The sequence below is a fragment of the Leisingera daeponensis genome (assembly GCF_019801465.1).
Classification (GTDB): domain Bacteria; phylum Pseudomonadota; class Alphaproteobacteria; order Rhodobacterales; family Rhodobacteraceae; genus Leisingera; species Leisingera daeponensis_A.
The window spans coordinates 1-24,211 of the sequence record NZ_JAHVJA010000005.1 but is presented as its reverse complement, the minus strand read 5'-3'; the positions used below and the strand labels follow the sequence as shown (position 1 = coordinate 24,211).

The window sequence follows — 24,211 nt, the reverse complement described above, 5'->3', positions numbered from 1 at the left end:
GCTTCCAGTTTTAGGAAGGAATTTTGATTCCAGGTCTTGACCTTCCCCTCACTGGAAGCCTCATATGGCTTTGCATAGGATAAACCCAGTAGGTCTCCCATGTCGGAAAATAGCCGTATATCACTGCAAATCACCAACCTGAGCTGCGCAGGCTGTGCCGGTCGTGCCGAACGTGCCCTGGCAGCAGTCGACGGGGTCCAAAAGGCATCTGTGAACCTTGCCAATGCAACCGGTCAGGTCGAGGCCGCTCCTGGCGTTAAGCTGGAGCAGCTGACGGGTGCACTCAAATCCGCGGGCTACCCGGCGGCAGAGTCGGAAGCCGTCCTGGCCCTCAGCGGCATGAGCTGCGCGTCCTGTGTGGGGCGGGTGGAACGGGCGCTGCTGGCAGTGCCGGGCGTGCTGTCTGCAAGCGTCAATCTGGCGAATGAAACTGCGCAGGTCCGCTTCCTGACTGGTGCGGTCCGTGCGGCCGATCTAGCCCGAACGGTGACTGGGGCAGGCTACCCGGCCCGCCTGAGCGGCGGTGCCGCGGACGAGGCGGATGAGGCGAGCCAGCGCAAGGCGGATGAGATTGCGGCGCTGGGCCGGCAGGTGCTGATTGCCGCAGTTCTGACGCTGCCGGTGTTCCTGATCGAGATGGGCGGCCACATGATCCCGGCGCTGCATCATTGGGTGGCAGCCAATATTGGTATGCAGAACAGCTATTTGCTACAGTTTGCCCTGACCACGGCAGTTCTGGCAGGACCGGGGCGGCAGTTCTACAGCAAGGGCTTCCCGGCCCTTTTCCGTGGCGCCCCCGACATGAACGCTCTGGTGGCGCTGGGCACATCGGCGGCTTACGGCTTCTCGGTGATTTCAACTTTTGCGCCCTGGCTGCTGCCGGCCGGCACAGCCAATGTTTATTTCGAAGCCGCGGCGGTGATCGTGGTCCTGATCCTCACGGGCCGCTTCCTGGAGGCCCGCGCCAAGGGGCGTACCGGCGCGGCAATCCGCAAGCTGGCCGGGCTTCAGCCGAAAACCGCCATGGTGGTCGCCGGCGGTGAAGCAGTGGAAACGCCGGTGGAGGAGATCGGGGCAGGGGATCTGATCCGGGTCCGCCCGGGCGAGCGTATCGCCGTGGACGGCGAGATCGTTTCAGGCAGTTCCTACATCGACGAGAGCATGATCAGCGGCGAGCCGGTGCCGGTGGCCAAGTCCCGCGGCGATGAGGTGACCGCAGGCACCATAAACGGCAATGCGGCGCTGGAGTTCCGCGCCACCCGCGTGGGCCGTGACACCGTGCTGGCGCAGATCATCCGCATGGTGGAGCAGGCGCAGGGCGCCAAGCTGCCGGTGCAGGGGCTGGTCGACCGGATCACCCTGTGGTTCGTGCCCGCGGTCATTGCGGTCGCAGCACTGACGGTGCTGGCATGGGCAGTCTTCGGCCCTGCGCCCTCGGTGCCGCTGGCTTTGGTAGCCGGCGTTTCCGTGCTGATCATCGCCTGCCCTTGTGCCATGGGGCTGGCCACGCCGACCTCGATCATGGTCGGCATTGGCCGCGCCGCGCAGATGGGTGTGCTGTTCCGCAAGGGCGACGCGCTCCAGCGCCTGCAAGAGGTGCGCGTGGTGGCGCTCGACAAGACCGGCACATTGACCGAGGGCCGCCCGGCGCTGACTGAACTGATCTGCGCTGAAGGCTTCTCCCGCGGCGAGGTGCTGCACCTGACCGGGGCCGCTGAGGCGCAGTCAGAGCATCCCATTGCCCGCGCCATCACGGCAGCGGCAGGCAAAGGGCTGCCAGCGGCAGAGGCTTTCGAGGCCATTCCCGGCTATGGCTTGCGGGCGGAGGTCGAAGGCCGCGTTGTGCTGGTGGGCGCCGCCCGTCTGATGGCGCGCGAAGGCATCGCATTGGGCGCGCTGGAGACGGAAGGCCAAAAACTGGCCGAACGCGGCGAAACCCCGCTTTATGCTGCGATTGACGGCCGGGCGGCTGCGGTAATCGCAGTGGCGGACCCCGTCAAACCCGGCACGCCTGCCGCGATAAAGGCGTTTCACGACCAGGGGCTGAAGGTTGCCATGATCACCGGCGACGCCGCGGCCACGGCGCAGGCGATTGCCGCACGGCTTGGAATCGATGCGGTGAAGGCCGAATGCCTGCCCGCCGATAAGGTGACTGCGCTGCAGGAGTTGCAGCAGGAGCATGGCGCTCTCGCCTTTGTCGGCGATGGCATCAACGACGCCCCGGCGCTGGCCGCGGCGGATGCGGGTATTGCTATCGGCACCGGCACCGATGTGGCGATCGAGGCAGCGGATGTGGTGCTGGTTTCCGGCGACCTGCGCGGGGTGGTGAATGCGCTGACGGTCAGCCGCGCCACCATGCGGAACATCCGCCAGAATCTGGGCTGGGCCTTCGGCTACAACGTGCTGCTGATCCCTGTGGCTGCCGGCATGCTCTACCCCTTTGGCGGGCCGCTGCTGTCGCCTGCGCTGGCGGCGGGCACCATGGCATTATCGAGCGTTTTCGTGCTGTCGAACGCGCTGCGCTTGCGCCGGCTGAAACCGGCCATAGATGAGAAACAGGCCGCACCGGTATCCACAGCCGCCGGCAACCAGGAGGCACGCGCATGAACATCGGGGACGTATCCAGCCGCTCGGGCCTGCCCGCCAAAACGATCCGCTATTACGAGGACATCGGACTGATCAAGCCGCACCGCAGCACCAACGGTTACCGCTGCTTTGCCGAGACCGATCTGCACAAGCTGGCCTTTCTGGGCCGCGCCCGGGCGCTGGGCTTCACCATCGAGGACTGCCGTACCCTGATGGCGCTGTATGAGGACGAAAGCCGCGCCAGCCACGATGTGAAACATCTGGCGCTGGAGCATCTGGCCAAGATCGAGGAGAAGATCGCCGATTTGCAGGCCATGCATGACACGCTGGGAGAACTGGTCAGCAGTTGCGCGGGCGACAGCCGCCCGGACTGTCCGATCCTCAAGGATCTGTCCGGCGAGGAATAATGCGCCTATCCGGATTGCGGCGGAACAGACCTGCCCGGCCCTCTGGGCCGGGCAGCGTTTCCGGCTTTAGCGCCAGACCGGATTGGACCAGGCCTGTTTGCCGCTCCTGTCGATTACCGTGACCCGCAGCCACGGGCTCTCCTTGAAGCGGTCGAGCGGGATGCGGGCTTGGGTCAGCGACGTGCCGTGCTGTGACACCGCTGCGGAGCCATGCCCCTGCACGATCACGGTGGAGACAGCAGAGCAGGCGACGTCGATATGGCCGTTGTTCAGCGCCACTGCTTTCAGTTCAGGCCCTTGCGAGGCATAAAAATGCCCGGCCTTCAGGGCTTCCAGCAGTAGCTCCGGTTCGTTCGCTTCGGCCTTGACCATGACCCAGCCGCCAAAATGGTCGGGACCCGCAAAATGGGCGTCATCGGTGGCAATGAGCGTCAGATCGCGATGCTCTGACAGCAGCAGGTCCGCCACATGGAAGCCTTCGCCGCGGCCGTATTCCGTGGCGCACCCGTGGTTGTAGACTTCTACCGCGTGGGCGGCTTCGGCCGACCGGGCATCCGCCAGGGTCATCCCCGACCAGTGTGGGTGGGCAACGGCGACAAAAGCACCGGCATCGCGGGCGCGCCGCGCCAGTTCCGGGCCGGTTTCCTGGCCGTCCACCGGGTCGAACCCGGGGGAGTTCGACGGAGCGAAATCCTCTGGCAGGCCAACCGCAAGCAGGTGCCACAGTTCGCCGTTTTCCATCGTGCCGGAGTGCAGTTCGGCCCCAAGCAGAGTGGTGAAAACCGCGTCGCGGAATTCACAGGTGTCGGTCACCGGATAGCCGTAGCAGCCGACGAAATGGTCGGTAAGCGCGATGAAGTCATAGCCTTCGGCCTTGTAGCGGCGGCAGACTTCAGCCGGGTCCAGAACCCCGTCCGAAAGATTGGAATGGGTGTGCAGATTGCCGCGGAAGAACTCTCCGGGGGCGGCAAAGGCGGGTTGCAGCATAGGGCAGTCTCTCCAGTTCAGTTTGACCGGCTGCTACGCTTGCTAGGCAAAAGAATTGTGACGGATTTGTTCGGGTTTCGTGAAGCTGGCCCTCCGGAGCAGCATAGCGCCGGGGGGCACGACCGGAAGTCAGGCGGGCCGCAGGTCCAGTATTTCGCGGGCCTGCCGCCAGGTTGCAACGGGGCGTTCGTATTTCTCGCACAGTTCGGCCGCGCGTTTCACCAGCGCGGCGTTGGAGGGGGCCAGCGTCTCGCGGTCCAGCCGCATGTTGTCCTCCAGCCCGGTGCGGGTGTGGCCGCCTGCAGCGATCGACCATTCGTTGACCTGGATCTGCCCGGGCCCCACGCCCGCCCCGCACCACTGGGCCTCGGGCGCCAGCCGCCGCATGGTCTTGACGTAGTAATCAAACACATCCCTGTCGACCGGCATCGCGTTCTTCACGCCCATCACGAACTGCACGTAGAGCTTGCCGGGAATGCGCCCCTCGCGGTTCATCTTCACCGCCTGATGAATATGCGACAGGTCAAAGGCCTCGATCTCCGGCTTCACCCCATAGGTGCGCATTTCGGATGCCAGCCAGTCCACCAGGTCGGGAGAGTTCTCGTAGACCCGGGTGGGGAAATTGTTGGAGCCGACAGACAGCGACGCCATGTCGGGGCGCAGCGGCAGCATGCCGCCGCGCTCGCGGCCGGCGCCAGAGCGGCCGCCGGTCGACAGCTGGATGATCATGCCGGGGCAGTGTTTTTGCAGCCCTTCCATCAGCCGGGCGAACTTCTCCGGGTCAGAGGTCGGCGTCTGGTCTTTGTTCCGCACATGGCAATGGGCAATCGCAGCGCCGGCCTCAAATGCCTCCTGGGTGCTTTCGATCTGTTCCTCGATGGTGACGGGCACCGCGGGGTTGTTTTCCTTGGTCGGGACCGAGCCGGTAATGGCAACGCAGATGATGCAGGGTTTGCTCATGGATTTCCCTTTCAGATATCGAAAAACACGGTTTCATCCCCGCCCTGCAGGCGGATGTCAAAATGGTAGACGGCCAGACCATCCCGCAGCTCGCGTTTGGCGATCAGAGTGGCGCGGCGGTGTTCCCACTCTATCACATTCAGTACCGGGTCGGCCGCGTTGGCCTCAGCCTCATCTTCGAAATAGATCCGGGTGTTCAGCCCTACATTGATGCCGCGGGCGACGATCCACAGGCTGATATGCGGTGCCATCATCTGCCCGTTGCGGCCCATGACAGCCCCGGGTTTCACCGTATCGAACCCCCATTCCCCGGTTTCGAAATCGGTGATCACCCGGCCCCAGCCGCGAAAACCCTCCTCGACCTCGCCTGAATGCCCGGGGTGGGCATAGACGCCTTCCGCATTCGCCTGCCAGGCCTCCAGCAGCACGTCCTTGACCGGAGAGCCGGTTCCGTCTGTCACTATGCCTTCGACCCGTATGCGCTCTCCTTTGGCGTTGGGGCCAGAAATATCCCAGCCGAGCTCCTGATCGTAGATCTCAAAACCAGCCGCGCCGGGGGCCAGGCCGATATGGACGTAAGGACCGGCCGTCTGCGAGGGGGTTTCCTTCAGATAGTCGAGACGCTGCGGCATCAGTTCCCCTCCAGCCGGTTCTCAAACAGGGTGGACCGCCGCCCGCGTAATACGATGTCAAAGCGGTAAGCGATAGTGTCCAGCGGGATTGTGGCGTTCATGTCGAGCCGCGCAATCAGCATCTGCACCGCCTCCGGGTCCGGGATGGTGTTCACGATCGGGCAGCGCGCAATCAGCGGGTCGCCCTCAAAATACAGCTGGGTGATCAGGCGCTGGGCAAAGCCGGTGCCGAACACCGAGACATGGATATGGGCAGGCCGCCAGTCGTTCACCCCGTTGCGCCAGGGGTAGGCGCCGGGCTTCACGGTGCGGAAGCGGTAGCAGCCGTTCCCGTCCGTCAGGGTACGCCCGCAGCCGCCGAAATTCGGGTCCAGCGCGCCGCGGTAGCTGTCTTTCTTGTGCCGGTAGCGGCCGGAGGCATTGGCCTGCCAGATCTCCACCAGCGTGTTAGGCACGGGGCGGGCGTTTTCGTCCAGCACCTTGCCATGCACGATGATGCGCTCTCCTACCGGACTTTCGCCAGGCTGAGCGTAGTTCGTCAGCAGGTCATTGTCGGCCGGAGCAATGTCGTTGCGGCCAAACACAGGGCCGGTCATCTCGCTGGCGGTGTTTTCCAGGCTGATCAGCGGAAACTGCGGCGCGCGTGTGACCGAGGTCTTGTAGTCCCGCGACAGTGCGGGCGGATGCCAGCGCCGGTCCCTCTGATAGAACTCCCCTGGCTGCGGTGGCTTGGTCATGGGGTTTCCCCTTCCTCGCTTTCCATTTCGGCAAAGGTTTGTTTGGCCAGTTTCAGAGCGCGGTTGGCCCGCGGCATCCCGGCATAGATCGCCACATGCTGGAAGGCTTCCAGCACATCCTCTTGGCTGGCGCCGGTGCGGGCAGTGGCGCGGATGTGCATCGGGATCTCGTCAAAATTGCCGGTTGCCGCCAGCAGCGCCAGCGTCAGCATCGAGCGTTCCCGCAGGCTGATCCGGTCCGATGCCCAGACCGTGCCCCAGGCGCCTTCGGTAATCAGCTCCTGAAACGGCTGGTCCAGCGGGGTCTTGGCGGCCTCCGCCCGGTCGACATGGGCATCGCCCAGCACCATGCGCCGCACCTGCATGCCGCGGTCGTATCGGTCTTGCGTCATTCCGGCCTCCCTCTTCAGGGGAGTATCGCATACCGCAAGTGGTCTGTATAATCTTGAAACAGGCATTTAATAATAACCGAACCGATATGCGTCTTTCGTCAGTTTTGAAACTGCGTCATCTTGAGGTTTTCGTTGAAGTGGCCCGCAAGATGAGCGTCACCCAGGCCGCAGAGGCGCTGGGCATGACGCAGCCAGCGGTCACCCGGGCCCTGCGCGAGCTGGAGCAGGTCTGCGGCAAGCCGCTGGTTGAAAAACACGGCCGCGGCATCCGGCTCAGCAGCTATGGGGAGCTGTTCCGCGACCATGCCGGCCGCAGCCTGGCGCTGGCCCGGGACGGGGTGGCGCTGCTGCGCGGCATGGATGAGGCCGAGGGGCCGCAGGTTGCCATCGGAGCCTTGCCCACGGTGGCTGCCGATCTGGTGCCGGACACGCTGGCGCAGCTGAGGCGCAGCGGCGCGCCCGGCCGGTTCATGGTCATGTCCGGCGACAACCAGTACCTGATCGACCAGCTGCGCCGGGGCAGGCTGGATGTGGTGGTAGGCCGGATGCCTGCGCCGGAAACCATGGCGGGGATCGGGTTTGACCCGCTTTACCGTGAACGTGTCGTTGCTGTTGCCGCCCGCGGGCATCCGCTGGCCGGGGCCAGCCACCTCCCGCCTGCAGCCTTCGAGGACTACCCGGTGCTGATGCCTTCGGATGGATCGGTCATCCGGCCGTTGGTGGAGCGAATGTTTCTGGAGCAGGGACTGGCGCTGCCGCGCTATCCCGTGGAGACCGTGTCTTCCAGCTTCGGGCGGCGTTTTGTGCTGGCGCATCAGGCCATCTGGGTCATCAGCCATGGCGTGGTGCGGCCGGATCTCGCTGCGGGCACGATGTCGGTTCTGCCCATGAACACTGCCAGCACCCTTGGCCCCGTGGGTTTCTGTGCCCGCTTGGAACATCGGCTGTCACCGGCCGCAGCACGGTTCTGCGAAGCACTGCGAAGCACATGTGCAGGGCAGGGGCTGGCATAGCCGGGTCAATACGCTGGCAGCCGCGGATGGTGCCACCGGCGCACCTGATGGCGAAATTCTCGCTTTGCGTGTTTTAGAGGTAGCGCGGGAGACTGCCGGGAAAAGAAGTGGCGAATTGGACGAAAATTTCATCTTTCGCACCAGCTTCAGGCTAACCATTTATCTTTAAACAATGTTGCCCCTATCGAAAGACTTTTCCAAGTGCCGGATTTGGTGCAAATTCAACTGGATGCAATCTGTGATTGCAAAACAACCTAAAGGTGTGCATAATAACGGTGCTTTAATTTTGAATGTATCATGGGTTGAGTGAGGTGGCGGATGACTGTCCTTCTGAAGATTCGACGGTTCGGTGCTTTTGGCGTCTTTCATGCGAACGGTACGGGGGTGCAGCTCGGCGCCAAGCACCAGGCGCTGGTCGCTCTGCTGTCGACGGCCGAAGGCGGGATCCGGACACGGGCTTTTCTGGAAAAGACGTTGTGGTGTCTGGCTCAGCCGGAACAGGCCAAGGCCAGCCTGCGTACCGCGCTGTCGACCTTGCGGCGGCACTTGGGGCCGGAAGCGGCCAAGCTGCTCTACGCCAACCGCGAACGCGTCATTCTGGACCTGACCCGCGCGGAGCTGGACAGCTGTACCGGAAATGCCGAATTCATGGAGGGCTTTGAACTGCCGCATGAGGCGGTGTTCAACGCCTGGCTGGCGGAAGCCCGGGCGGAGTTCTCCCGCAGGCCCGCAGCCCAGGCACCGTTAGGCGGCACATCGCCGGGGCGGGTGATCCTGGACGGGCTGCTGCCCTCTATCGCGGTGCTGCCGTTCGCGCACCGCGCTCCGGGGGAAGCAACCGCACCGCTGGGGTCGCTCATGTCAGAGGAGCTGTCTCGCTACCTGTCGCGCAGCTGGGCGTTTTCCGTCACCTCCTTTCTCGCGTCCCGCCAGTTTAACCCGGAAACCGTGCGCCCGGCGGAAGTCTCCTCGGTGGCGGGCGCGGACTATCTGGTGTCAGGGACCGTTAGCAGCGGCGGCGGCCGGTTCCATGCCGAAATTGACCTGCATGATGCAGTCCGCGAGAAAGTGATCTGGTCCCGCTGCTTCGAGGGAGCCCTGGACAATCTGATGGAAGGCCGTAGCAAGGTTCTGCGCAATGCCACCTTGCAGATCGGCCAGACAGCCGCGGGAGAGGCTGTCCGGCTGGCGGATTTCCAGCCGCTGCGCAACTTGGAGAGCCACACCCTCCTGATGGCGGCGATCTCCCTGATGCAGGAAATGGAGGTGCAGAAGTTCCAGCAGGCTTACAGCATCCTGACCCATCTTCTGGAGCGCGAGCGCGGCCATGCGCTGCCGCTGACCTGGACGGGATTCTGGCATGTGATGCGGGTCGAACGCGGACTGTCCCGGAACCGCGAGGATGACTGCCGCAAGGCCAGCCAGATGGCGGAAGCCGCAATTGAGGCCGCGCCCGGCTTTTCCCTTGCTCATACGCTCAAGGGGCTCATCTCCAGCCATTTGACCTTCCGCTTTGACCAGGCGCTGGACGCCTACGATCTGGCGCTGCGCGACAATCCGAACGAGGCGCTGGCCCTGCTGCTGAAGGGAGCGACGCTGGCTTATCAGGACATGCCGGACGAGGCAGTGCAGATGACCGATGCCGCCCGGCGGCTGACGCCGCTTGGGCCGCAGTGTTATTACTTCGATGCGCTTTCGGCCCTCGCGAACCTGTCCGCCCGCAACTACGGGCGGGCCATTGAACTGGCGGACCGCTCTCTTGAGGCCAAGCGGTCCTTCCCGGTGCCGCTGCGGTCCAAAGCGATTGCGCTGCAGATGTCGGGCCAGGACGCGGAGGCCCGCAGCACCGTTCAAAAGCTGCTGGAGGCCGCGCCCGAGTTCTGCCTGTCGCAATTCCAGCGCGACAATCCGGCTGCGATGAGCCCGGCAGGCCGGGAATGGGCCAGCGCGCTGCGGCAGGCGGGCGTGCCGGAGTAACCCGCGCGCCGGATTGACGAAATCTGCGTCGGCGGCTGCAGGGAGTGCGGCGGCCTGCGCAAGCGGACCGTTAAAATGCGCGGGATAATCCGCCTCATTCTCACCCTTTCTTTACGACTTGCGTCCCTTCTGTAGGGGAGAAGCAGGCCGTAGCGCACCGCGGGCCTGCGCCACTTGGAATGCCATGGCTTCCTCCGGCGGCGGTCACCCCGGACGCGGCATGCGGGCAGAAGACTTGGGTGATGGAATGAGTTCGAAGAAAGACAACCCGGCGAAACGCAGGCTCCGCCTGTTTTCCAGCATCGGCGCCAAGATTACGCTGATCCTGATGGCGATGGGGGCGACAGCGGCGGCTGGCGGCATACTCGTCACTCTGGTCTTTGCCCAGACCGGCCGTCAAATGGAGGTGCTGACTGGTGAGAAGGTTCCGCAGCTCGAACTCAGCACCCGAATGGTCAACGCTGCCGGGCAGGCCAAGAACGCAATGATCGGCGTACTGCAGGCCGGCTCGGTGGAGGAACTTGCCCTGGCGGAGGCGGCGGCGGCTGCCGCAGTTGCGACGCTCGAAGGGAGCGTGTCGGAACTGCCCGCCGCGGAACAGCAGCAATTCGCGCCGGAGTCCGCTGCCGCCTCGGAGCGGCTCAACAACCTGCTGGCTGCGCGTCAGGCGGCATTCCGCAATCAGGCCTGGATCGACACGCAGACTGCCGACCTGCAGACCCTGAGCCAAAGGGTGCAGGAAAAGCTTGTGAAGGTGGCGGCCGAGGCGCGCGACAGTCTGATGGACGGCGGCGAAGAAACCATCATCCAGGTGGATGAGGTCTTGAACAACCTTGTCGAACAGCAGTTCGGCAGCCTGCAGATTCTGCTGGAGGCCCGCGCCGACATCAGCATCCTGTCGGGTGCCGCGCTGGCGCTTGGCCACGTGCGCGATGTGCCCACTAAACGGGCGCTGAAGAAAATGGCATCTGATGCCCTGAAACGGCTGGAACCTGTTATGGGCCGACTTGAAGAGCTTGGGCTGGATGCGTTCCGCGCTAAGAAGGTGCATGAAGGTGTTGAGCTGTTCCGCTATACTCTGACAGCCAGCCGTCAGGAGCTGAAGGAGAGCCGCAAAGAGGTTCTGAGCGCTCGCAATGCCAGCGTGCGTCCGCTGACACAGGCGATGGAGCGAATGGTGTTCACCCTGTCGGTGGCTGCAACCCAGGCCAGCGCCGACAACCGCACCGCCATTCAGGGGCTGCTTGACAATCAGGTCGGCGTGCTGCTGCGCCTGCTGGAAATCAACGGCTGGACCAGCGCCTTCCAGGTTGCCGCACTGGACATGGCTGCGGCCCATAGCATCGAGGCTGCCAATGCTGCCGCCGTTCCGCTGCAGGAAGCCGCGGCGGCGCTGCAGGGCTATACCGGCTTTGGCGAAGGCGTCTTTGCGCAGGAACTGGAGGGCATGATTGCCCTCGCTGACCCTGTTCAGGGACTGCCGGTGTTCAAGGTCGCGGCGCTGGAGGCCGCCGCCGAAGCGGCCGCCGCCTCCGAGGCGACGGTGGAGGCCGTGCTGCAATTTGCCCGCCGCGCAACTGGCCTTGGTAATGACAGCCAGCTGGAAATCGCCTCGATTGCCGACGGGCTGGCCGCCGATGTGACTGCGGCCCAGCGGCAGCTGCAGCTCCTGGCGGCGGTTTCCGCCGGGGTGTTCGTGATGGCCCTGATCCTGACCCGGGTGCTCATCCTGCGGCCGCTGGCCAGCATCAGCGGCACCACCGAACGCCTGGCTGCGGGCGACCTGCAGCCGGTCACCGGCTATGACCGTTCCAGCGAAGAAATCCGCCGCATTGCCAATGCCTTGTCTGTGTTCCGCGATGGGCTGGTCGAAAAGGCGGAGGCCGAAGCCGCCACCGCACAGGAGCGCAATGCCCGGCTGGCCGAACAGACCGCTGCGGTGACCGCCATCGGCAACGGGCTGGAGCGGCTGTCCCAGGGCGACCTGACCATCCGCATTCACGAAGATATGGGCGAGGGCTATGCCAAGCTGCGCGACGATTTCAACGCCGCGCTGGAAAAGCTCGAGGCCTCTGTCCGCAGCCTCAGCGCCAACGGCCAGTCCATTGCCGGGGTCAGCACCGAAATTTCCGCCGCCTCCCATGACTTGTCGGAGCGTTCTGAACGCACTGCGCAGACCCTGGCGGGCACTGCGGCCGCGGTGAACCAGCTCTCGGTTTCGATCACCGGAACTGCCCAGGCCTCGGGTGAGGCCGCTGCCTCAGTCGAAGCGGCCCGCCGCAATGCCGCCGACAGCATCGAAGTGGTTAAGCGGACCTATGGCGCCATGGAGGCGATCAAGGAAAGTTCCGATAAGATCTCCCGCATCATCGGCATGATCGAGGCGATTGCCCAGCAGACCAACCTGCTGGCGCTGAATGCTGGGGTCGAAGCCGCCCGCGCAGGCACTGTCGGCAAGGGCTTCGCGGTGGTGGCCTCCGAGGTGCGCACCCTGGCGCACCGTTCCAAGGAAGCGGCGACCGAAATTGCCGCCTTGGTGGCGGAGGCAGGCCAGAACGTAGAACTGGGCGCGGATCTGGTCGAGCAGACCCGTGCGGCCATCGGCGAAATCTCTGAATCCGTCGCCAGCGCAGCCGACCTGATGCAGACCATTTCGCAAGCGTCTTCGGAGCAATCCGGCAGCCTGCAGGAGATCAATTCGGCGATGGCCAACCTGGATGACGCCACCACCCGCAATGCCGGGCTGTTCGAGGAGGTTACGTCCTCCAGTCACGGCCTGTCTAAGGAGGCTCAGGCCATGGCTGGTGCGCTTGGCGCTTTCCGCACCAATACGGCGGTGGAAGAGGCGGAGATAGACGGCGAGGAAAACTGGCGGCTGCAGGCCTGACGCCGCTCTGCTTTCGGCAGGGAAAAGCCTGGCCGTCCCGCTTTCCCGGCGGATTGCGGCCAGAGCGCTTCAAAGGCCGGGCTTCAATTGAACCCGAGGCTTTGGGACAGCGCGTTAATTGTTCCGCTTTCGCGCTTCAGATCTAGGCGGTCTTCGATCCCCTGAAGGTGCCGGTCCATCAGCGCGGCTGCCTCATCGGCACGGCCGGCCAGGACGAGGTCGGACAGCAGGCGGTGCTCGTCGATCTCGCATTTGTCCGGTTTTGATTTTTCATAGATCGCCACGATCAGCGATGAGCGGGCAATAAGCTCCCGGATGAAACCGGCCATTATGGGGCTGTCTGCCTGGTCTGCCAGCAGCTGGTGGTAGCGGCTGCAGCGGCGGATAACCTGAGCCGTGTCGCCCGCCTCTCTGGCGGTATGCTCTCCGTGCAGGTGTTCAGTAAGCGCTTGCTGCATCGGAGGATTCCGCCGTTCTGCGGCACGGCGGATCAGGTGTCCCTCGATAACCCGCCGCGCACGGAAGACTTCGCGGGCCTCTTCGACTGACGGACTGGCGACAAATGCGCCGCGGTTCGCGACCAGTTCAATGACATGATCAGCGGCCAGGCGCGACAGCGCGGAGCGCACGCGCGTGCGTCCAACGCCGAACAGGTCGCACAGTTCATCTTCCTTCAGATGTGTTCCGGGCGGAAGCTTGTGGTCGACGATGGCGTCGAAAATGCGCGAGTAGATCGTGCTGCTGTCGACCCGGGCCGGGTTGCCCGAATCGGTAGTTCCAGTCGTCGGTTCCGTCCCGTTACGAGCTTTCATGACCTGACCTTTTCTGACCGGGTGCCGCGCGCCGGGCTGAAGAAACCTGCAGTGGCCGGGCACCATCCACCGGAAACGTATACCAATTTTGTCTAGAAAGAAAATGTTTGAATGCGGACAAATATTGTATACGATGATTGTTAGCACTGCCGGAAGAAGCAGGCAAACCCAGCTACAACACGGAGATAGAAATGACTTTCACATCGCGACTCAAAGCCGGACTGGCAGCAGGTGCCCTTGCGGCAGTCCTGGCCGGGGCCGCTGGCGCCAACACGCTGCGGATGGCAGACTCGACCGACATCGCGGCGATGGATCCGCACTCGATGACCGAAAGCAACACCATCGGTTTCCTCAATCACGTCTATGAAGGGCTGGTGCGCTACAATCAGGACCTCGAGGTCGAGCCTGCGCTTGCGACGTCCTGGGAATTCATCGAGCCGACCCGCATCCGTTTCACCCTGCGCGAGGGTGTGACGTTCCATAACGGCAATGCCTTTACCGCTGATGACGTTGTTGCCTCGCTGGAGCGCGCGGCGCATGATAGCTCGCCTGTGAAAAGCAACATTCCCGGCATGGAATCCGTCGAGAAGGTCGATGATCATACCGTGGACCTGGTGCTGGCGGGGCCCGACCCAATCGTGCTGAACTACCTGACGAACATGCTTATCCTTGACCGGGAGTGGATGGAGGAACATGACGCCCTGCTGCCGGCAGACATGCGCAGCGGACGGGAAAACTATGCAGTCGCCAATTCCAACGGCACCGGGCCGTTCAAGCTGGAAAGCCGCCAGCCCGATGCCCGTACTGTTCTGACCGTGCATGAAGGCTGGTGGGATGAGCCGCAGCATAACCTGACCCGGATCGAATTCAGCCCGATCAGCTCTGACGCGACACGGATTGCTGCGCTCCTGTCGGGCGAACTGGACTTCATCACGCCCGCGCCGCTGCAGGATATCGATCGCATCGACCGCTCGGATGGGGCATCGGTGATCATTGCCCCGGCGCTGCGCACCATCATGCTAGGCATGAACCAGAAGGACACGCTGCACAATTCCAACCTGACGGACGGCAACCCGCTGAAGGAACGCCGCGTGCGCGAAGCCCTGTGGCGCGCCATTGACATGGAGCTGATCCGCAAGAAGATCATGCGCGACATGTCCCGCAATGCGGCTCTTCTGGTGGCGCCGCCGGTGCCGGGATACGACGAGTCGCTGGATGTCTTGCCGCCGGCTGACCTGTCCGCGGCAAAGGCGCTGCTGGCCGAGGCCGGCTATGCCGATGGTTTCGAAGTCGGCCTAGATTGCCCCAACGACCGCTACGTTAATGATGAAGAGATCTGCCAGGCCATCACCGCCATGTGGTCGCGGATCGGCGTAAAGGCCAAGCTGACGGCGCAGACCAAATCTAAGCATTTCGAGAAGCTGCTGGCGGGATCGTCGGACATCTACATGATGGGCTGGGCGACGCTGCCGATGCTGGACAGCTACAGCGTGCTGTCATCGCTGCTGCACACGCCGAGCGACCGGATGGGCGCCTGGAATCCGGGCCGCTATTCCAACCCGGACATCGACGCGCTGACCTCCAAGGTGGCGGTCGAGCTGGACCCGGACAAACGCACCGCGATGATGAGCGAGGCGCTGAAGATCGCCCGCGATGACGTGGCAATCATCCCGCTGCACCAGCAGCCGCTGGCCTGGGCAGTGCGCGACGGCGTCGATCTGCCGATCACCGCCGACAATAAACCCCGGCTCTGGTACGCGAAGATCAACTGATCCTCCCCGCCTGGCGGGCTTGCATGCTGCGGCGTGCAGGCCCGCATTTTTACCACGGCCCACAGCCGACAAATGGAGGACCCTCCAATGATCGCTTTCATTCTGAAGCGGCTGATCCAATCGGTCATCGTGATGCTTGCTGTCGCCCTGATCGCCTTTTCCATGTTCCGGTTCATCGGTGATCCGGTGAACAGCATGCTGCCCGAAAACGCCTCTGCCGAGGACCGCCAGGAGTTGCGCGAGCAGCTTGGCCTCGACCAGCCGGTGACGGTTCAGTTCACCCGCTTCGTCACCGGCGCAGTGCAGGGGGAATTCGGCATTTCCTACCGCAACAAGCGTGCGGTTGCCGAAATGATCGCTGAGCGCCTGCCCGCAACGCTGGAGCTGGTGCTTGCCGCCGCCGTCTTTGCGCTGCTGCTGGGAGTGCCGATGGGCATCTACGCGGCGCTGCATCCAAAGGGGGTGCTGAGCAATATGCTCAACGTCATCTCGCTGATCGGCATATCGGTGCCGACCTTCGTGACCGGCATCCTGTTGATCCTGGTGTTCTCGGTCTGGCTGAACTGGCTGCCGTCCTTCGGGCGCGGTGAAACAGTGCAGATCGGATGGTGGCGCACCGGGTTCCTGACCGTCAGCGGGCTGAAATCCCTGATCCTGCCGGCAGTGATGCTGGGCCTGTTCCAGGTCACGCTGATCATGCGGCTGGTGCGGGCCGAGATGATGGAAGTGCTTCGCTCCGATTTTGTGCGGTTCGCCCGCGCCCGCGGCCTGACCAACCGGGCCGTGAACTTCGGCCATGCGCTCGGCAACACCCTGATGCCGGTGATCACCATCGTCGGTTTGCAGCTGGGGGCGATGATTGCCTTTGCGATCATTACCGAGACCGTCTTCCAGTGGCCGGGCATGGGCCTGCTGTTCATCCAGGCCGTCAGCTTTGGCGATATCCCGGTGATGTCCGCCTACCTGGTGATGGTCGCGCTGGTCTTCGTGGCGATCAACATGATCGTCGATCTACTCTACTTCGCCATCGATCCGCGCCTGTCGGTGCGGGCGTAAGGGAGACGCAAAATGGCACTTGAAGCATCCCCCCAATCCCGCCTCACGGCGTTCCTGAAAAGCGATCTCTTTTATCGCTTCCGGACCTCATATGTCACCGTGGCGGCCTCTGCCGTCACCGTGTTCATCCTTCTTGCAGCGCTGCTGGCGCCCTGGATCGCACCGCATGACCCGTTTGATGTCTCGACGCTGAGCCTTTGGGACAGCGAGCTGCCGCCGGTCTGGGCGGAAGGCGGCGATCCGCGGTTCCTTCTCGGCACTGACAACCAGGGCCGCGACGTGCTGTCGGCCATACTCTATGGCTCGCGGATCTCGCTCGCCGTCGGATTCGTGAGCGTGGCGCTGGCGATGGTGATCGGCATCGTGGTCGGCCTTGTCAGCGGCTATTTCGGCGGCGCGGTGGATGCGTTTTTCATGCGCATCGCCGATGTCATGCTGAGCTTTCCCACAATCCTCGTGGCACTGCTGGTCAGCGGCATCGTGCGCGGCGCCCTGCCGCGGGAGATGCATGACAGCGCAGCGCTGATCGTGCTGGTCTTTGCCATCACCGTGACGACCTGGGTGCAGTACGCCCGCACCGTGCGCTCCTCCACCATGGTCGAGCGCAGCCGTGAATACGTCTATGCGGCGCAGCTGGTGGGCCGCAAACCCTTTGCCATCCTGTTCAGCCATATCCTGCCGAACGTGATGGGGCCGGTGCTGGTTATCGCCACGATCAACTTGGCCATGGCGATCCTGATTGAGGCGACGCTGTCCTTCCTCGGCGTCGGCATGCCGCCCACCAACCCCTCGCTCGGCACCCTGATCCGGGTCGGCAACGAATACCTGTTCTCGGGTGTCTGGTGGGTGGTGATCTTCCCCTCGCTGACGCTGGTGGCACTGGTGCTGGCGGTCAACCTGCTGGGTGACTGGCTGCGCGATGCGCTGAACCCGAAGCTGCGCTGAAAGGAATGACGATGAATACCACGACCTTCCCCAATTCGCCGCTTCTGAGCGTGCGCGACCTGTCAATCTGCTTTGACACGCGGCACGGTCCGCTGCGGGCGGTGGACGGCATCACCTTCGACCTCGCCCCCGGCGAAATCCTCGGCATGGTGGGCGAGTCCGGCGCGGGCAAGTCGCTGACCGGCACCGCCATCACCGGCCTGCTGGAACGGCCCGGCCGCATCGACCGCGGCGAGATCCTGTTTGAGGGCAAGCGCATCGACACGCTGTCTGCGGAAGAGATGCGGCGGCTGCGCGGGCGGCGGATCGGCGCGATCTTCCAGGACCCGCTGACCAGCCTCAACCCGCTGATGACCGTCGGGCAGCAGCTGGTGCAGACCATCCGGACCCATCTGTCCCTCGGCAAGGAGGCGGCGCGCAAGCGGGCCATCGAATGCCTTGCCGAAGTCGGTATCCCCGCCCCGGAGGCCCGGATCGACCAGTATCCGCACCAGTTTTCCGGCGGTATGCGGCAGCGGGTGGTGATCGCCCTGGCGCTTTGCGCCGAGCCGTCGCTGGTGATCGCCGACGAGCCGACCACTGCGCTCGACGTCTCGATTCAGGCACAGATCCTCGACCTGTTGAAAAAGATGTGCCGGGAACGCGGCGCGGCGGTGATCCTGGTGACACATGACATGGGGGTGATCGCCGAAACCGCCGACCGCGTGGCGGTGATGTACTCGGGCCGGGTGGTCGAGATCGGGCCGGTGGAGAAGGTCGTCCGCGACCCGCGCCACCCCTACACCAAGGGGCTGATGCAATCCATTCCGCGCGTCGGCTCGAACGCGCTGCGGCTGACACAGATCGATGGCGCGATGCCGCGTCTGACCGATCTGCCTTCGGGTTGCGCCTTTCACCCGCGCTGCCCCCGCGCTTTCGCGGAATGCAAACGGACCAAGCCGGCGGCGCTGCCGGTCGAGGGCGGCCATGTCGCCTGTCATCTCTATCAGGAGGAACCGGTATGAGCTCTGCCACCGACACCCAACCGCTGGTCTCGCTGACGGGACTGTCCAAGACCTTCGATCTGTCCCCGCCGCTGCTCAACCGGCTGATCGAGCGCAAGGGCCGCCGCACGCTCCGTGCCGTCGACGCGCTCAACATCGACATCCCGCGCGGCAAGACCTTCAGCCTTGTGGGCGAGTCGGGCTGCGGCAAGTCCACGGTCGCCAAGCTGGTGGTGGGGCTGCATGGCGCCACCTCCGGCAGCATCACTTTCGACGGCACCGACCTGACCAGGCTGGCCGCCGCCGACCGCGGCGCCTTCCGCAAGCGAATCCAGATGATCTTCCAGGACCCCTATGCCAGCCTCAATCCGCGCTGGCGGGTGCGCGACATCATCGCGGAGCCGCTGCGCAGCTTCGGCATCACCTCCTCGAAGCAGGAGGAACGGGCCGAGGTCGGACGCCTGCTGGAGATGGTGGGCCTCTCGGCCCGCGACGGCGAGAAGTTTCCGCATGAATTCTCCGGCGGCCAGCGCCAGCGGATCTCCATCGCGCGGGCGATTTCGTCGAAGCCGGAGTTCCTGGTCTGCGACGAGCCCACCTCGGCGCTCGACGTTTCGGTGCAGAGCCAGGTGCTGAACCTGATGCGCGACCTGCAGGATGAGCTGGGGCTGACCTACCTGTTCATCAGCCACGACCTGGCGGTGGTCGACTTCATGTCCGACTACGTCGGCGTCATGTATCTGGGGCGTCTGGTGGAAGCCGGGCCGGCAGAGCAGATCTTTGCCGCGCCGGAGCATCCCTATACCCGGCTGCTGATGGATACGGTACCCGATATCAGCCTGGGCCGCCGCGACCGGGCACCGGCGATTGGCGAGGTGCCCAATCCGATCACGCCGCCGCCGGGCTGCTCGTTCAATCCGCGCTGTCCGCTTGCCACCCAGCGCTGCCGCGAGCAATCGCCCGCGCTGGCAGCCCGCAGCAGCGGCACCGTTGTCGCCTGCCATGCGGTGACCGGCGAGCCGGCCGCCGGGTCCCGGCCCGGTGCAGGCGGCGCCGCAGGCACAGGAACGGGCACGGTCGCACAGCGGCAGCCGGAAAGGGGGGTTGCCTGATGGAGTTCGATTTCGAGGCGCTGCCGCCGAAGGACCGCTACCGGCTGCTGTGCAGTTTCGTGGCGCCCCGGCCGATAGCGCTGGTGACCACAAATAGCGAAAACGGCACTCCGAATGCGGCGCCGATGAGCTTCTTCAATGTGTTCTCGCAGGATCCGCCCATCGTGATCCTGGGCATTCAGGCCCGGCCCGACGGCACCGAGAAGGAGACGATGCGCAATATCCGCCGGTCGAGCGAATTTGTCGTCAACCTGTGCGACATGGCAATCGCCCAGCAAATGGTGGACTGCGGCATCAGTTTTCCCGACGATGTCGACGAGGTCGCACAGACCGGCCTGAGCCATGTGCCGTCGCTGAAGATCGCACCGGGCCGGGTGGCCGAGGCGCCCGCGTCGATGGAGTGCCGGGTGTCGCAGATCATCGACTACCCGCGCCGTGCTATCGTGCTGGGCGAAGTGGTGCAGATGCATGTGCGCGACAATTGTCTGGATGCGGCGGGGCGCTATGTCCGGCCCGAAGCCTATCAGCCGGTCGCGCGGCTGCATGCGGACAACTACATCGTATCGGACCGGCAGTTCGTGCTGACCGCAACCGAGACACTGACTGCCGCAACAGGGAGCTGAAGCACGCATGACCGACGATATCCTGCTGAGAAACCTGCGCCCGTTCGGCGCGGAACCGGCTGACATGCTGATCGAGGGCGGGCGCATCGCGCAAACCGGCCCGGATCTGGCGGCCCGGCCCGGCGTGCCGGAGGAAGACTGCTGCGGCGCGATCCTGCTGCCGGGGCTGGTGGAGGCCCATACCCATCTGGACAAATCCCTGTGGGGCATGGGCTGGCGCCCGCATCAGGCGGGGCCGAGCCTGCGCGACAAGATCGATACCGAACGCCGCCTGCGCCAGGAATGGAATATCGACCCGCACCGGCAGTCGATGCGCCAGGCGCTGCTGTCGCTGGGGCATGGCTCGACCGCGATCCGCAGCCACGTGGATGTGGATACCGAAACCGGCCTGGCCGGCATCGAGGGCGTAGCGCGCACCCGCAGCGAGCTGGCCGGGCTGGTGGATATCGAGATTGTGGCCTTTCCGCAATCCGGGCTGATGACGCGCCCCGGCACGCTGGAACTGCTGGATGCGGCGCTGCGCGGAGGCGCGGATGTTGTCGGCGGTCTCGACCCCTGCGGCATGGATGCCGACCCGAAGGGGCATCTGGACGCAGTCTTTGCTCTGGCTGAAAAGCATGGGAAACCCATCGACATCCATCTGCACGAACCCAGCGAGCTGGGGGCGTTCAGCATGGAGATGATCATTGACCGCACCCGGGCGCTGGGGATGCAGGGGCGGGTGACGGTCAGTCACGCCTTCTGCCTGGGCATGCCGGACCGCGACCGTGCCCGGGCGCTGGTGGCGCAGCTGGCCGAGGCGCAGATTCACATCGCGACGGTCGCAACCCCGTTCCGGCCGGTGCCGCTGGCAGAGGATCTGCGGGCGGCCGGGGTGACCCTGTGCGCGGGCTCCGACGGAATCCGCGATACCTGGGGGCCCTATGGCAATGCGGATATGCTGGAGCGCGCCATGCTGCTGGGCCAGCGCAACAACCTGCGCGCCGACAGCGATGTCGAACATGCCCTGTGGTGCTGCTCCTGGGGCGGCGCCAAAGTCATGGGGCTGGAGGACTACGGGCTTGAAATCGGCTGCCAGGCGGATCTGGTGCTGGTCGAGGCAGAGACCGTGACGCATGCGGTGGTATCCCACCCGCCGCGCAAGCTGGTGCTGAAGGCGGGCCGCATCGTTGCCCGCGACGGCCGCAGCCTGCGGGAAGCGCCGTGATGGCCGGAACCAGGGAGCAAGGCCGCACCTTGATAACCGCCGACTGGGTGGTCGGTCATGAAAACGGGCAGCATGTGCTGCTGCCGCGCGGCGAGGTAGTGTTCGAGGACGGCGCCATCCTGTTTGCGGGCCACGGGTTCGAAGGCGAGGTGGCGCGGCGCATCGATTGCGGCCGTGCGCTTGTCGGGCCGGGGTTCATCGACCTGGACGCGCTGTCGGACCTCGACACCACGGTTCTGGGCCTGGACAATCAGCCGGCCTGGAAGAAGGGCCGCATCTGGCCGCACAGCTACATGGAAAACGGCCCGCGCGAAATGTACACGCCGGAGGACCTGCGCTGGCAGAAGCACTATGCCTTTACCAGGCTGATCCGCAATGGCATCACCACTGCGCTGCCCATTGCTTCGCTGTTCTACCGCGAATGGGGCGAAACCTGGGACGAATTCGAAGGCGCGGCAGAGGCGGCGGAGGGGCTTGGCCTGCGGGTCTATCTTGGCCCGGCCTACCGCAGCGGCAACACCTATGTCTCCGAAGACGGCAGCATCGGGTTCCATTTCGACGAGCAGCGGGGTCTTCAGGGCCTCGCCGACGCAGCGCGTTTCTGCGAGCGCTTTGAAGGCGGGGCAGGAGGGCTGATCCGGACCATGCTGGCCCCGGACCGGATTGAAACCTGCACTGAAACATTGTTGTCGCGTACCGCACAGGCAGTGCGGGAGCTGGACGTGCCGGTTCGGCTGCATTGCTGCCAGTCCGCCTTCGAGTACGAAAGCGTTCTGCGGATGCATGGCAAGAGCCCGCCGGAATGGCTGCGGGACATCGGTTTCCTGTCGCCGCGCGCGATCCTGCCGCATCTGACCTTCCTGTCGGGCGTCAACGGGATTGAGTACGAGGCACCGGACCTCGAGATCCTGGCGGACGGAGGGGCTGCGCTGGCGCATTGCCCGCTGGTGATGGCGCGCAGCGGTGCGGTACTGAAATCCTTTGCACGCTACCGCGACGCGGGGCTGACCATCGGCATGGGGACAGACACCCATCCGCCGGACATGATCCTGAACATGCAGCTGGGGCTTATCACTGCCCGGATGGCAGACAGCAACCCGCAGGCCGTCTCTGCAGCCGACATGTATGATGCGGCAACTTTGGGCGGAGCCAAGGCGCTCGGGCGCAGCGACCTCGGCCGTCTGGCGCCTGGGGCACGGGCCGACATCACCGTTATAGGTCTCGATGATCCGGCAATCGGGCAAGTTATCGACCCGGTTCAGACGGTCCTGCTGAACGGTTCCGGCCGTGACGTGCGCACGGTGGTGATCGACGGCCGCATCGTAATGCAGGACGGCATCATTCCCAGTGTCGACCATGACGGGCTGCGCGCCGGCGCGCAACACCGCTTCGACAGCCTGGTGGCGCAATACCCCGACCGCACCTTCGGTCATCCGCCGGTGGAGGAGATCTTCGCCCCGGCCTATCCGCTGCGGAAGGCGCCTGCATGAGCAGTATCCTGATCCGCCACGCCACAGCCCTGACCGTGGATGAGGACCGCAGGGTTATCGAGGACGCGGCCATCGCCATTAAAGGCGACCGCATCACCGCGGTCGGGCGCGACGCTGACGTGGCGCCGCTGGCCGATGGCGCCGCCAAGATAATCGACGCCACCGGCATGACCGCGATCCCCGGGCTGATTGATTGCCACGCCCACGCCGGGCATGGGCTTGTCCGTGCTCTGGGGGCCGGCGACACGCAGGCCTGGTTCCAAGCCTGCGAGGCGCTTTATGCGGGGGGTACGGATGTTGCCTTCTGGGCGGCAGAGGCGCGTCTGACGCTGCTGGAGCGTCTGATGGCCGGGGTCACCACCTGTGTCACACTGCTGGGCGGCGGGGCGGATATTTACCGCAGCGATGATCCGGCCTACGGCGATGCCTATTGCGCCGCGGTGCGCGAAAGCGGGCTGCGCACGATGCTGGCCGTCGGGCCGGGGCGGCCGCCGTTTCCCCGCCGCTACCGCAACAGCCGCGGTGCTGCCGTCGATGTGAACTTTGAACATCAGCTGGACGTGAGTGCGGAGCTCATCGCCCGGCATGACAGTATTCTGAAGACCGGAACCGGCATCTGCCTGGTGATGCCGGTTTACGGGCCTGGGGACGATAGTGCTGCACCTGAGACGGAAGTGCGCCGCATGGCCGGTGCGGTCGCCGCGCTGCGGGAAAAGCATGGGGTCCTGCTGACACAGGACGGGCACCGCAACGGGACGGTCGCCCATGTCCGCGACCTCGGGCTGCTTGGCCCCTTAAGCCTGCTGGCGCACTGCGTGGACTTGACCGCGGCAGATATCGCGGCGCTGGAGGACAGCGGTGCCGCAGTTGCGCATAATCCCAGTTCCATCATGTCCATTCTGGGCCGCTGCCCGGCGCCCGAGCTGATCGCGCGGGGGATCCGGGTGGCGCTTGGCTCGGACGCATCGGCACCGGACCGCGGCTATGACATGTTCCGCCACATGGCGCAGGCCATGCATTACCACCGCCGCCATTTCAGGAACCCTTCTGTGCTGCCGCCGGGCAAGGTGCTGGAGATGGCAACCATCGATGCAGCCCGGGCTCTGGGGCTGGAGCGTGATCTCGGCTCTCTGGAAGCGGGCAAGAAAGCCGATATCGTGCTGGTGGATATGCGCAAACCGCATCTGACGCCGCCGGACATGCCGCTGCACGCCATCACCCATTTCGCAAATGCCGCAGATGCAGACACTGTTATCGCGAACGGGCGGATTGTCTTGCAGGGACGCGTGCCTCAAACGCTGGATCCGGCAGCGGTCATTGAGGAGGCAACCGGAGCCGCGCGGGCGGCGGTGAGCCGGGCCGGGCTGCAAGCTCTGCGGCTCGAACCGGAGTGCCTTTGGCGCAATGCGGAAAATCCGGAAGGAAAACCCCCTGCGTGAATGGCGCGGAACAATAACCGGACAGGTGAAAAGGGTAACTGAGCCACGCTATGCACGGGCTACGGCGCTGCGCGGTTGCCCGAAGAGAACCGCCGCGGGGTGGCGCCGCGCCGCGGAGCGGCGGCGGCACCGCCTGTGGTGGTCGAATTGGCCTCGCTCCGCATGCCCGGTTCAAGCGATCTGCTGCTGGCCGG

The 24,211-nt window shown here is 64.7% G+C and carries 20 protein-coding genes; 14 read left to right on the top strand and 6 right to left on the bottom strand.

The genetic code is table 11. The features are described 5' to 3' along the window. Positions 1–99 precede the first annotated feature (99 nt). Positions 100–2,607: a heavy metal translocating P-type ATPase gene (locus tag KUV26_RS12755; protein WP_222508617.1), complete on the top strand. Its 2,508-nt coding sequence runs from the start codon at positions 100–102 to the stop codon at positions 2,605–2,607. Further along, the gene (gene cueR, locus KUV26_RS12750) at positions 2,604–2,993 is read left to right on the top strand and encodes a Cu(I)-responsive transcriptional regulator (RefSeq protein WP_222508616.1); all 390 of its coding nucleotides are present in this window, start codon (positions 2,604–2,606) and stop codon (positions 2,991–2,993) included. Before KUV26_RS12755 ends, cueR begins: the two co-directional genes overlap by 4 nt. A 66-nt stretch (positions 2,994–3,059) precedes the next feature. Here cueR and KUV26_RS12745 read toward each other — a convergent pair whose 3' ends face one another. The 5 genes from KUV26_RS12745 to pcaC form a co-directional block, all read right to left on the bottom strand. After that, on the bottom strand, positions 3,060–3,980 hold the full coding sequence (locus KUV26_RS12745; protein ID WP_222508615.1) for a PHP domain-containing protein: 921 nt from the start codon (positions 3,978–3,980) through the stop codon (positions 3,060–3,062). A 129-nt stretch (positions 3,981–4,109) separates the two neighbouring features. Further along, positions 4,110–4,940, bottom strand: a complete 831-nt coding sequence (locus KUV26_RS12740; protein ID WP_222506323.1) for a 3-keto-5-aminohexanoate cleavage protein — start codon at positions 4,938–4,940, stop codon at positions 4,110–4,112. 11 nt (positions 4,941–4,951) lie between these two features. After that, positions 4,952–5,572 carry a protocatechuate 3,4-dioxygenase subunit alpha gene (gene pcaG, locus KUV26_RS12735; protein ID WP_222508614.1) on the bottom strand — a complete coding sequence of 207 codons (621 nt, stop codon included), beginning with the start codon at positions 5,570–5,572 and terminating at the stop codon, positions 4,952–4,954. Next, positions 5,572–6,309, bottom strand: a complete 738-nt coding sequence (gene pcaH, locus KUV26_RS12730) for a protocatechuate 3,4-dioxygenase subunit beta (protein ID WP_222508613.1) — start codon at positions 6,307–6,309, stop codon at positions 5,572–5,574. The genes pcaG and pcaH overlap by 1 nt, the downstream gene beginning before the upstream one ends. Beyond that, positions 6,306–6,701, bottom strand: coding sequence for a 4-carboxymuconolactone decarboxylase (gene pcaC / locus KUV26_RS12725; protein WP_222508612.1), 396 nt, complete (start codon positions 6,699–6,701; stop codon positions 6,306–6,308). The genes pcaH and pcaC overlap by 4 nt, the downstream gene beginning before the upstream one ends. 86 nt (positions 6,702–6,787) lie before the next feature. Between pcaC and pcaQ the strand changes: the two genes are divergently transcribed. The 3 genes from pcaQ (at position 6,788) to KUV26_RS12710 (ending at position 12,578) form a co-directional block, all read left to right on the top strand. Then, positions 6,788–7,714: a pca operon transcription factor PcaQ gene (gene pcaQ / locus KUV26_RS12720; RefSeq protein ID WP_222508611.1), complete on the top strand. Its 927-nt coding sequence runs from the start codon at positions 6,788–6,790 to the stop codon at positions 7,712–7,714. 318 nt (positions 7,715–8,032) lie between these two features. Next, entirely contained in the window at positions 8,033–9,691 is a 1,659-nt protein-coding gene (locus tag KUV26_RS12715) for a transcriptional regulator (protein ID WP_222508610.1), read from the top strand. A gap of 247 nt (positions 9,692–9,938) precedes the next feature. Continuing rightward, a complete protein-coding gene (locus KUV26_RS12710; RefSeq protein WP_222508609.1) occupies positions 9,939–12,578 on the top strand; it encodes a methyl-accepting chemotaxis protein in 2,640 nt (879 codons plus the stop codon). An 83-nt stretch (positions 12,579–12,661) separates the two neighbouring features. On the opposite strand, the gene KUV26_RS12705 is transcribed toward KUV26_RS12710, so the two are convergent. After that, entirely contained in the window at positions 12,662–13,390 is a 729-nt protein-coding gene (locus KUV26_RS12705) for a GntR family transcriptional regulator (protein ID WP_222506316.1), read from the bottom strand. 191 nt (positions 13,391–13,581) lie between these two features. Between KUV26_RS12705 and KUV26_RS12700 the strand changes: the two genes are divergently transcribed. The 9 genes from KUV26_RS12700 (at position 13,582) to KUV26_RS12660 (ending at position 24,017) form a co-directional block, all read left to right on the top strand. Then, positions 13,582–15,162: an ABC transporter substrate-binding protein gene (locus tag KUV26_RS12700; RefSeq protein WP_222508608.1), complete on the top strand. Its 1,581-nt coding sequence runs from the start codon at positions 13,582–13,584 to the stop codon at positions 15,160–15,162. A gap of 87 nt (positions 15,163–15,249) precedes the next feature. After that, entirely contained in the window at positions 15,250–16,218 is a 969-nt protein-coding gene (locus KUV26_RS12695; RefSeq protein WP_222506314.1) for an ABC transporter permease, read from the top strand. A gap of 12 nt (positions 16,219–16,230) precedes the next feature. Next, positions 16,231–17,163, top strand: coding sequence for an ABC transporter permease (locus KUV26_RS12690; RefSeq protein WP_222506313.1), 933 nt, complete (start codon positions 16,231–16,233; stop codon positions 17,161–17,163). 11 nt (positions 17,164–17,174) lie between these two features. Beyond that, positions 17,175–18,167: an ABC transporter ATP-binding protein gene (locus KUV26_RS12685; RefSeq protein ID WP_222508607.1), complete on the top strand. Its 993-nt coding sequence runs from the start codon at positions 17,175–17,177 to the stop codon at positions 18,165–18,167. Continuing rightward, complete coding sequence (locus KUV26_RS12680; protein ID WP_222508606.1) at positions 18,164–19,258, top strand: ABC transporter ATP-binding protein; 1,095 nt, start codon at positions 18,164–18,166, stop codon at positions 19,256–19,258. Before KUV26_RS12685 ends, KUV26_RS12680 begins: the two co-directional genes overlap by 4 nt. Next, positions 19,258–19,881, top strand: a complete 624-nt coding sequence (locus KUV26_RS12675; protein ID WP_222506310.1) for a flavin reductase family protein — start codon at positions 19,258–19,260, stop codon at positions 19,879–19,881. Before KUV26_RS12680 ends, KUV26_RS12675 begins: the two co-directional genes overlap by 1 nt. A gap of 7 nt (positions 19,882–19,888) precedes the next feature. Next, positions 19,889–21,088, top strand: coding sequence for an amidohydrolase family protein (locus tag KUV26_RS12670; RefSeq protein WP_222508605.1), 1,200 nt, complete (start codon positions 19,889–19,891; stop codon positions 21,086–21,088). Beyond that, entirely contained in the window at positions 21,088–22,578 is a 1,491-nt protein-coding gene (locus KUV26_RS12665) for an amidohydrolase family protein (RefSeq protein ID WP_222508604.1), read from the top strand. Before KUV26_RS12670 ends, KUV26_RS12665 begins: the two co-directional genes overlap by 1 nt. Next, positions 22,575–24,017, top strand: coding sequence for an amidohydrolase family protein (locus tag KUV26_RS12660; RefSeq protein WP_222508603.1), 1,443 nt, complete (start codon positions 22,575–22,577; stop codon positions 24,015–24,017). Before KUV26_RS12665 ends, KUV26_RS12660 begins: the two co-directional genes overlap by 4 nt. The last annotated feature ends 194 nt before the right edge of the window (positions 24,018–24,211 follow it).

Coding starts and splice junctions, on each gene's coding strand:
- KUV26_RS12755 (WP_222508617.1), top strand. CDS start 100: ATGTCGGAAAATAGCCGTATATCACTGCAAATCACCAACCTGAGCTGC.
- KUV26_RS12675 (WP_222506310.1), top strand. CDS start 19,258: ATGGAGTTCGATTTCGAGGCGCTGCCGCCGAAGGACCGCTACCGGCTG.
- KUV26_RS12670 (WP_222508605.1), top strand. CDS start 19,889: ATGACCGACGATATCCTGCTGAGAAACCTGCGCCCGTTCGGCGCGGAA.
- pcaH (WP_222508613.1), bottom strand. CDS start 6,309: ATGACCAAGCCACCGCAGCCAGGGGAGTTCTATCAGAGGGACCGGCGC.
- KUV26_RS12740 (WP_222506323.1), bottom strand. CDS start 4,940: ATGAGCAAACCCTGCATCATCTGCGTTGCCATTACCGGCTCGGTCCCG.
- KUV26_RS12715 (WP_222508610.1), top strand. CDS start 8,033: ATGACTGTCCTTCTGAAGATTCGACGGTTCGGTGCTTTTGGCGTCTTT.
- KUV26_RS12695 (WP_222506314.1), top strand. CDS start 15,250: ATGATCGCTTTCATTCTGAAGCGGCTGATCCAATCGGTCATCGTGATG.
- cueR (WP_222508616.1), top strand. CDS start 2,604: ATGAACATCGGGGACGTATCCAGCCGCTCGGGCCTGCCCGCCAAAACG.
- pcaQ (WP_222508611.1), top strand. CDS start 6,788: ATGCGTCTTTCGTCAGTTTTGAAACTGCGTCATCTTGAGGTTTTCGTT.
- KUV26_RS12710 (WP_222508609.1), top strand. CDS start 9,939: ATGAGTTCGAAGAAAGACAACCCGGCGAAACGCAGGCTCCGCCTGTTT.
- pcaG (WP_222508614.1), bottom strand. CDS start 5,572: ATGCCGCAGCGTCTCGACTATCTGAAGGAAACCCCCTCGCAGACGGCC.
- KUV26_RS12745 (WP_222508615.1), bottom strand. CDS start 3,980: ATGCTGCAACCCGCCTTTGCCGCCCCCGGAGAGTTCTTCCGCGGCAAT.
- pcaC (WP_222508612.1), bottom strand. CDS start 6,701: ATGACGCAAGACCGATACGACCGCGGCATGCAGGTGCGGCGCATGGTG.
- KUV26_RS12700 (WP_222508608.1), top strand. CDS start 13,582: ATGACTTTCACATCGCGACTCAAAGCCGGACTGGCAGCAGGTGCCCTT.
- KUV26_RS12685 (WP_222508607.1), top strand. CDS start 17,175: ATGAATACCACGACCTTCCCCAATTCGCCGCTTCTGAGCGTGCGCGAC.
- KUV26_RS12690 (WP_222506313.1), top strand. CDS start 16,231: ATGGCACTTGAAGCATCCCCCCAATCCCGCCTCACGGCGTTCCTGAAA.
- KUV26_RS12680 (WP_222508606.1), top strand. CDS start 18,164: ATGAGCTCTGCCACCGACACCCAACCGCTGGTCTCGCTGACGGGACTG.
- KUV26_RS12660 (WP_222508603.1), top strand. CDS start 22,575: ATGAGCAGTATCCTGATCCGCCACGCCACAGCCCTGACCGTGGATGAG.
- KUV26_RS12665 (WP_222508604.1), top strand. CDS start 21,088: ATGGCCGGAACCAGGGAGCAAGGCCGCACCTTGATAACCGCCGACTGG.
- KUV26_RS12705 (WP_222506316.1), bottom strand. CDS start 13,390: ATGAAAGCTCGTAACGGGACGGAACCGACGACTGGAACTACCGATTCG.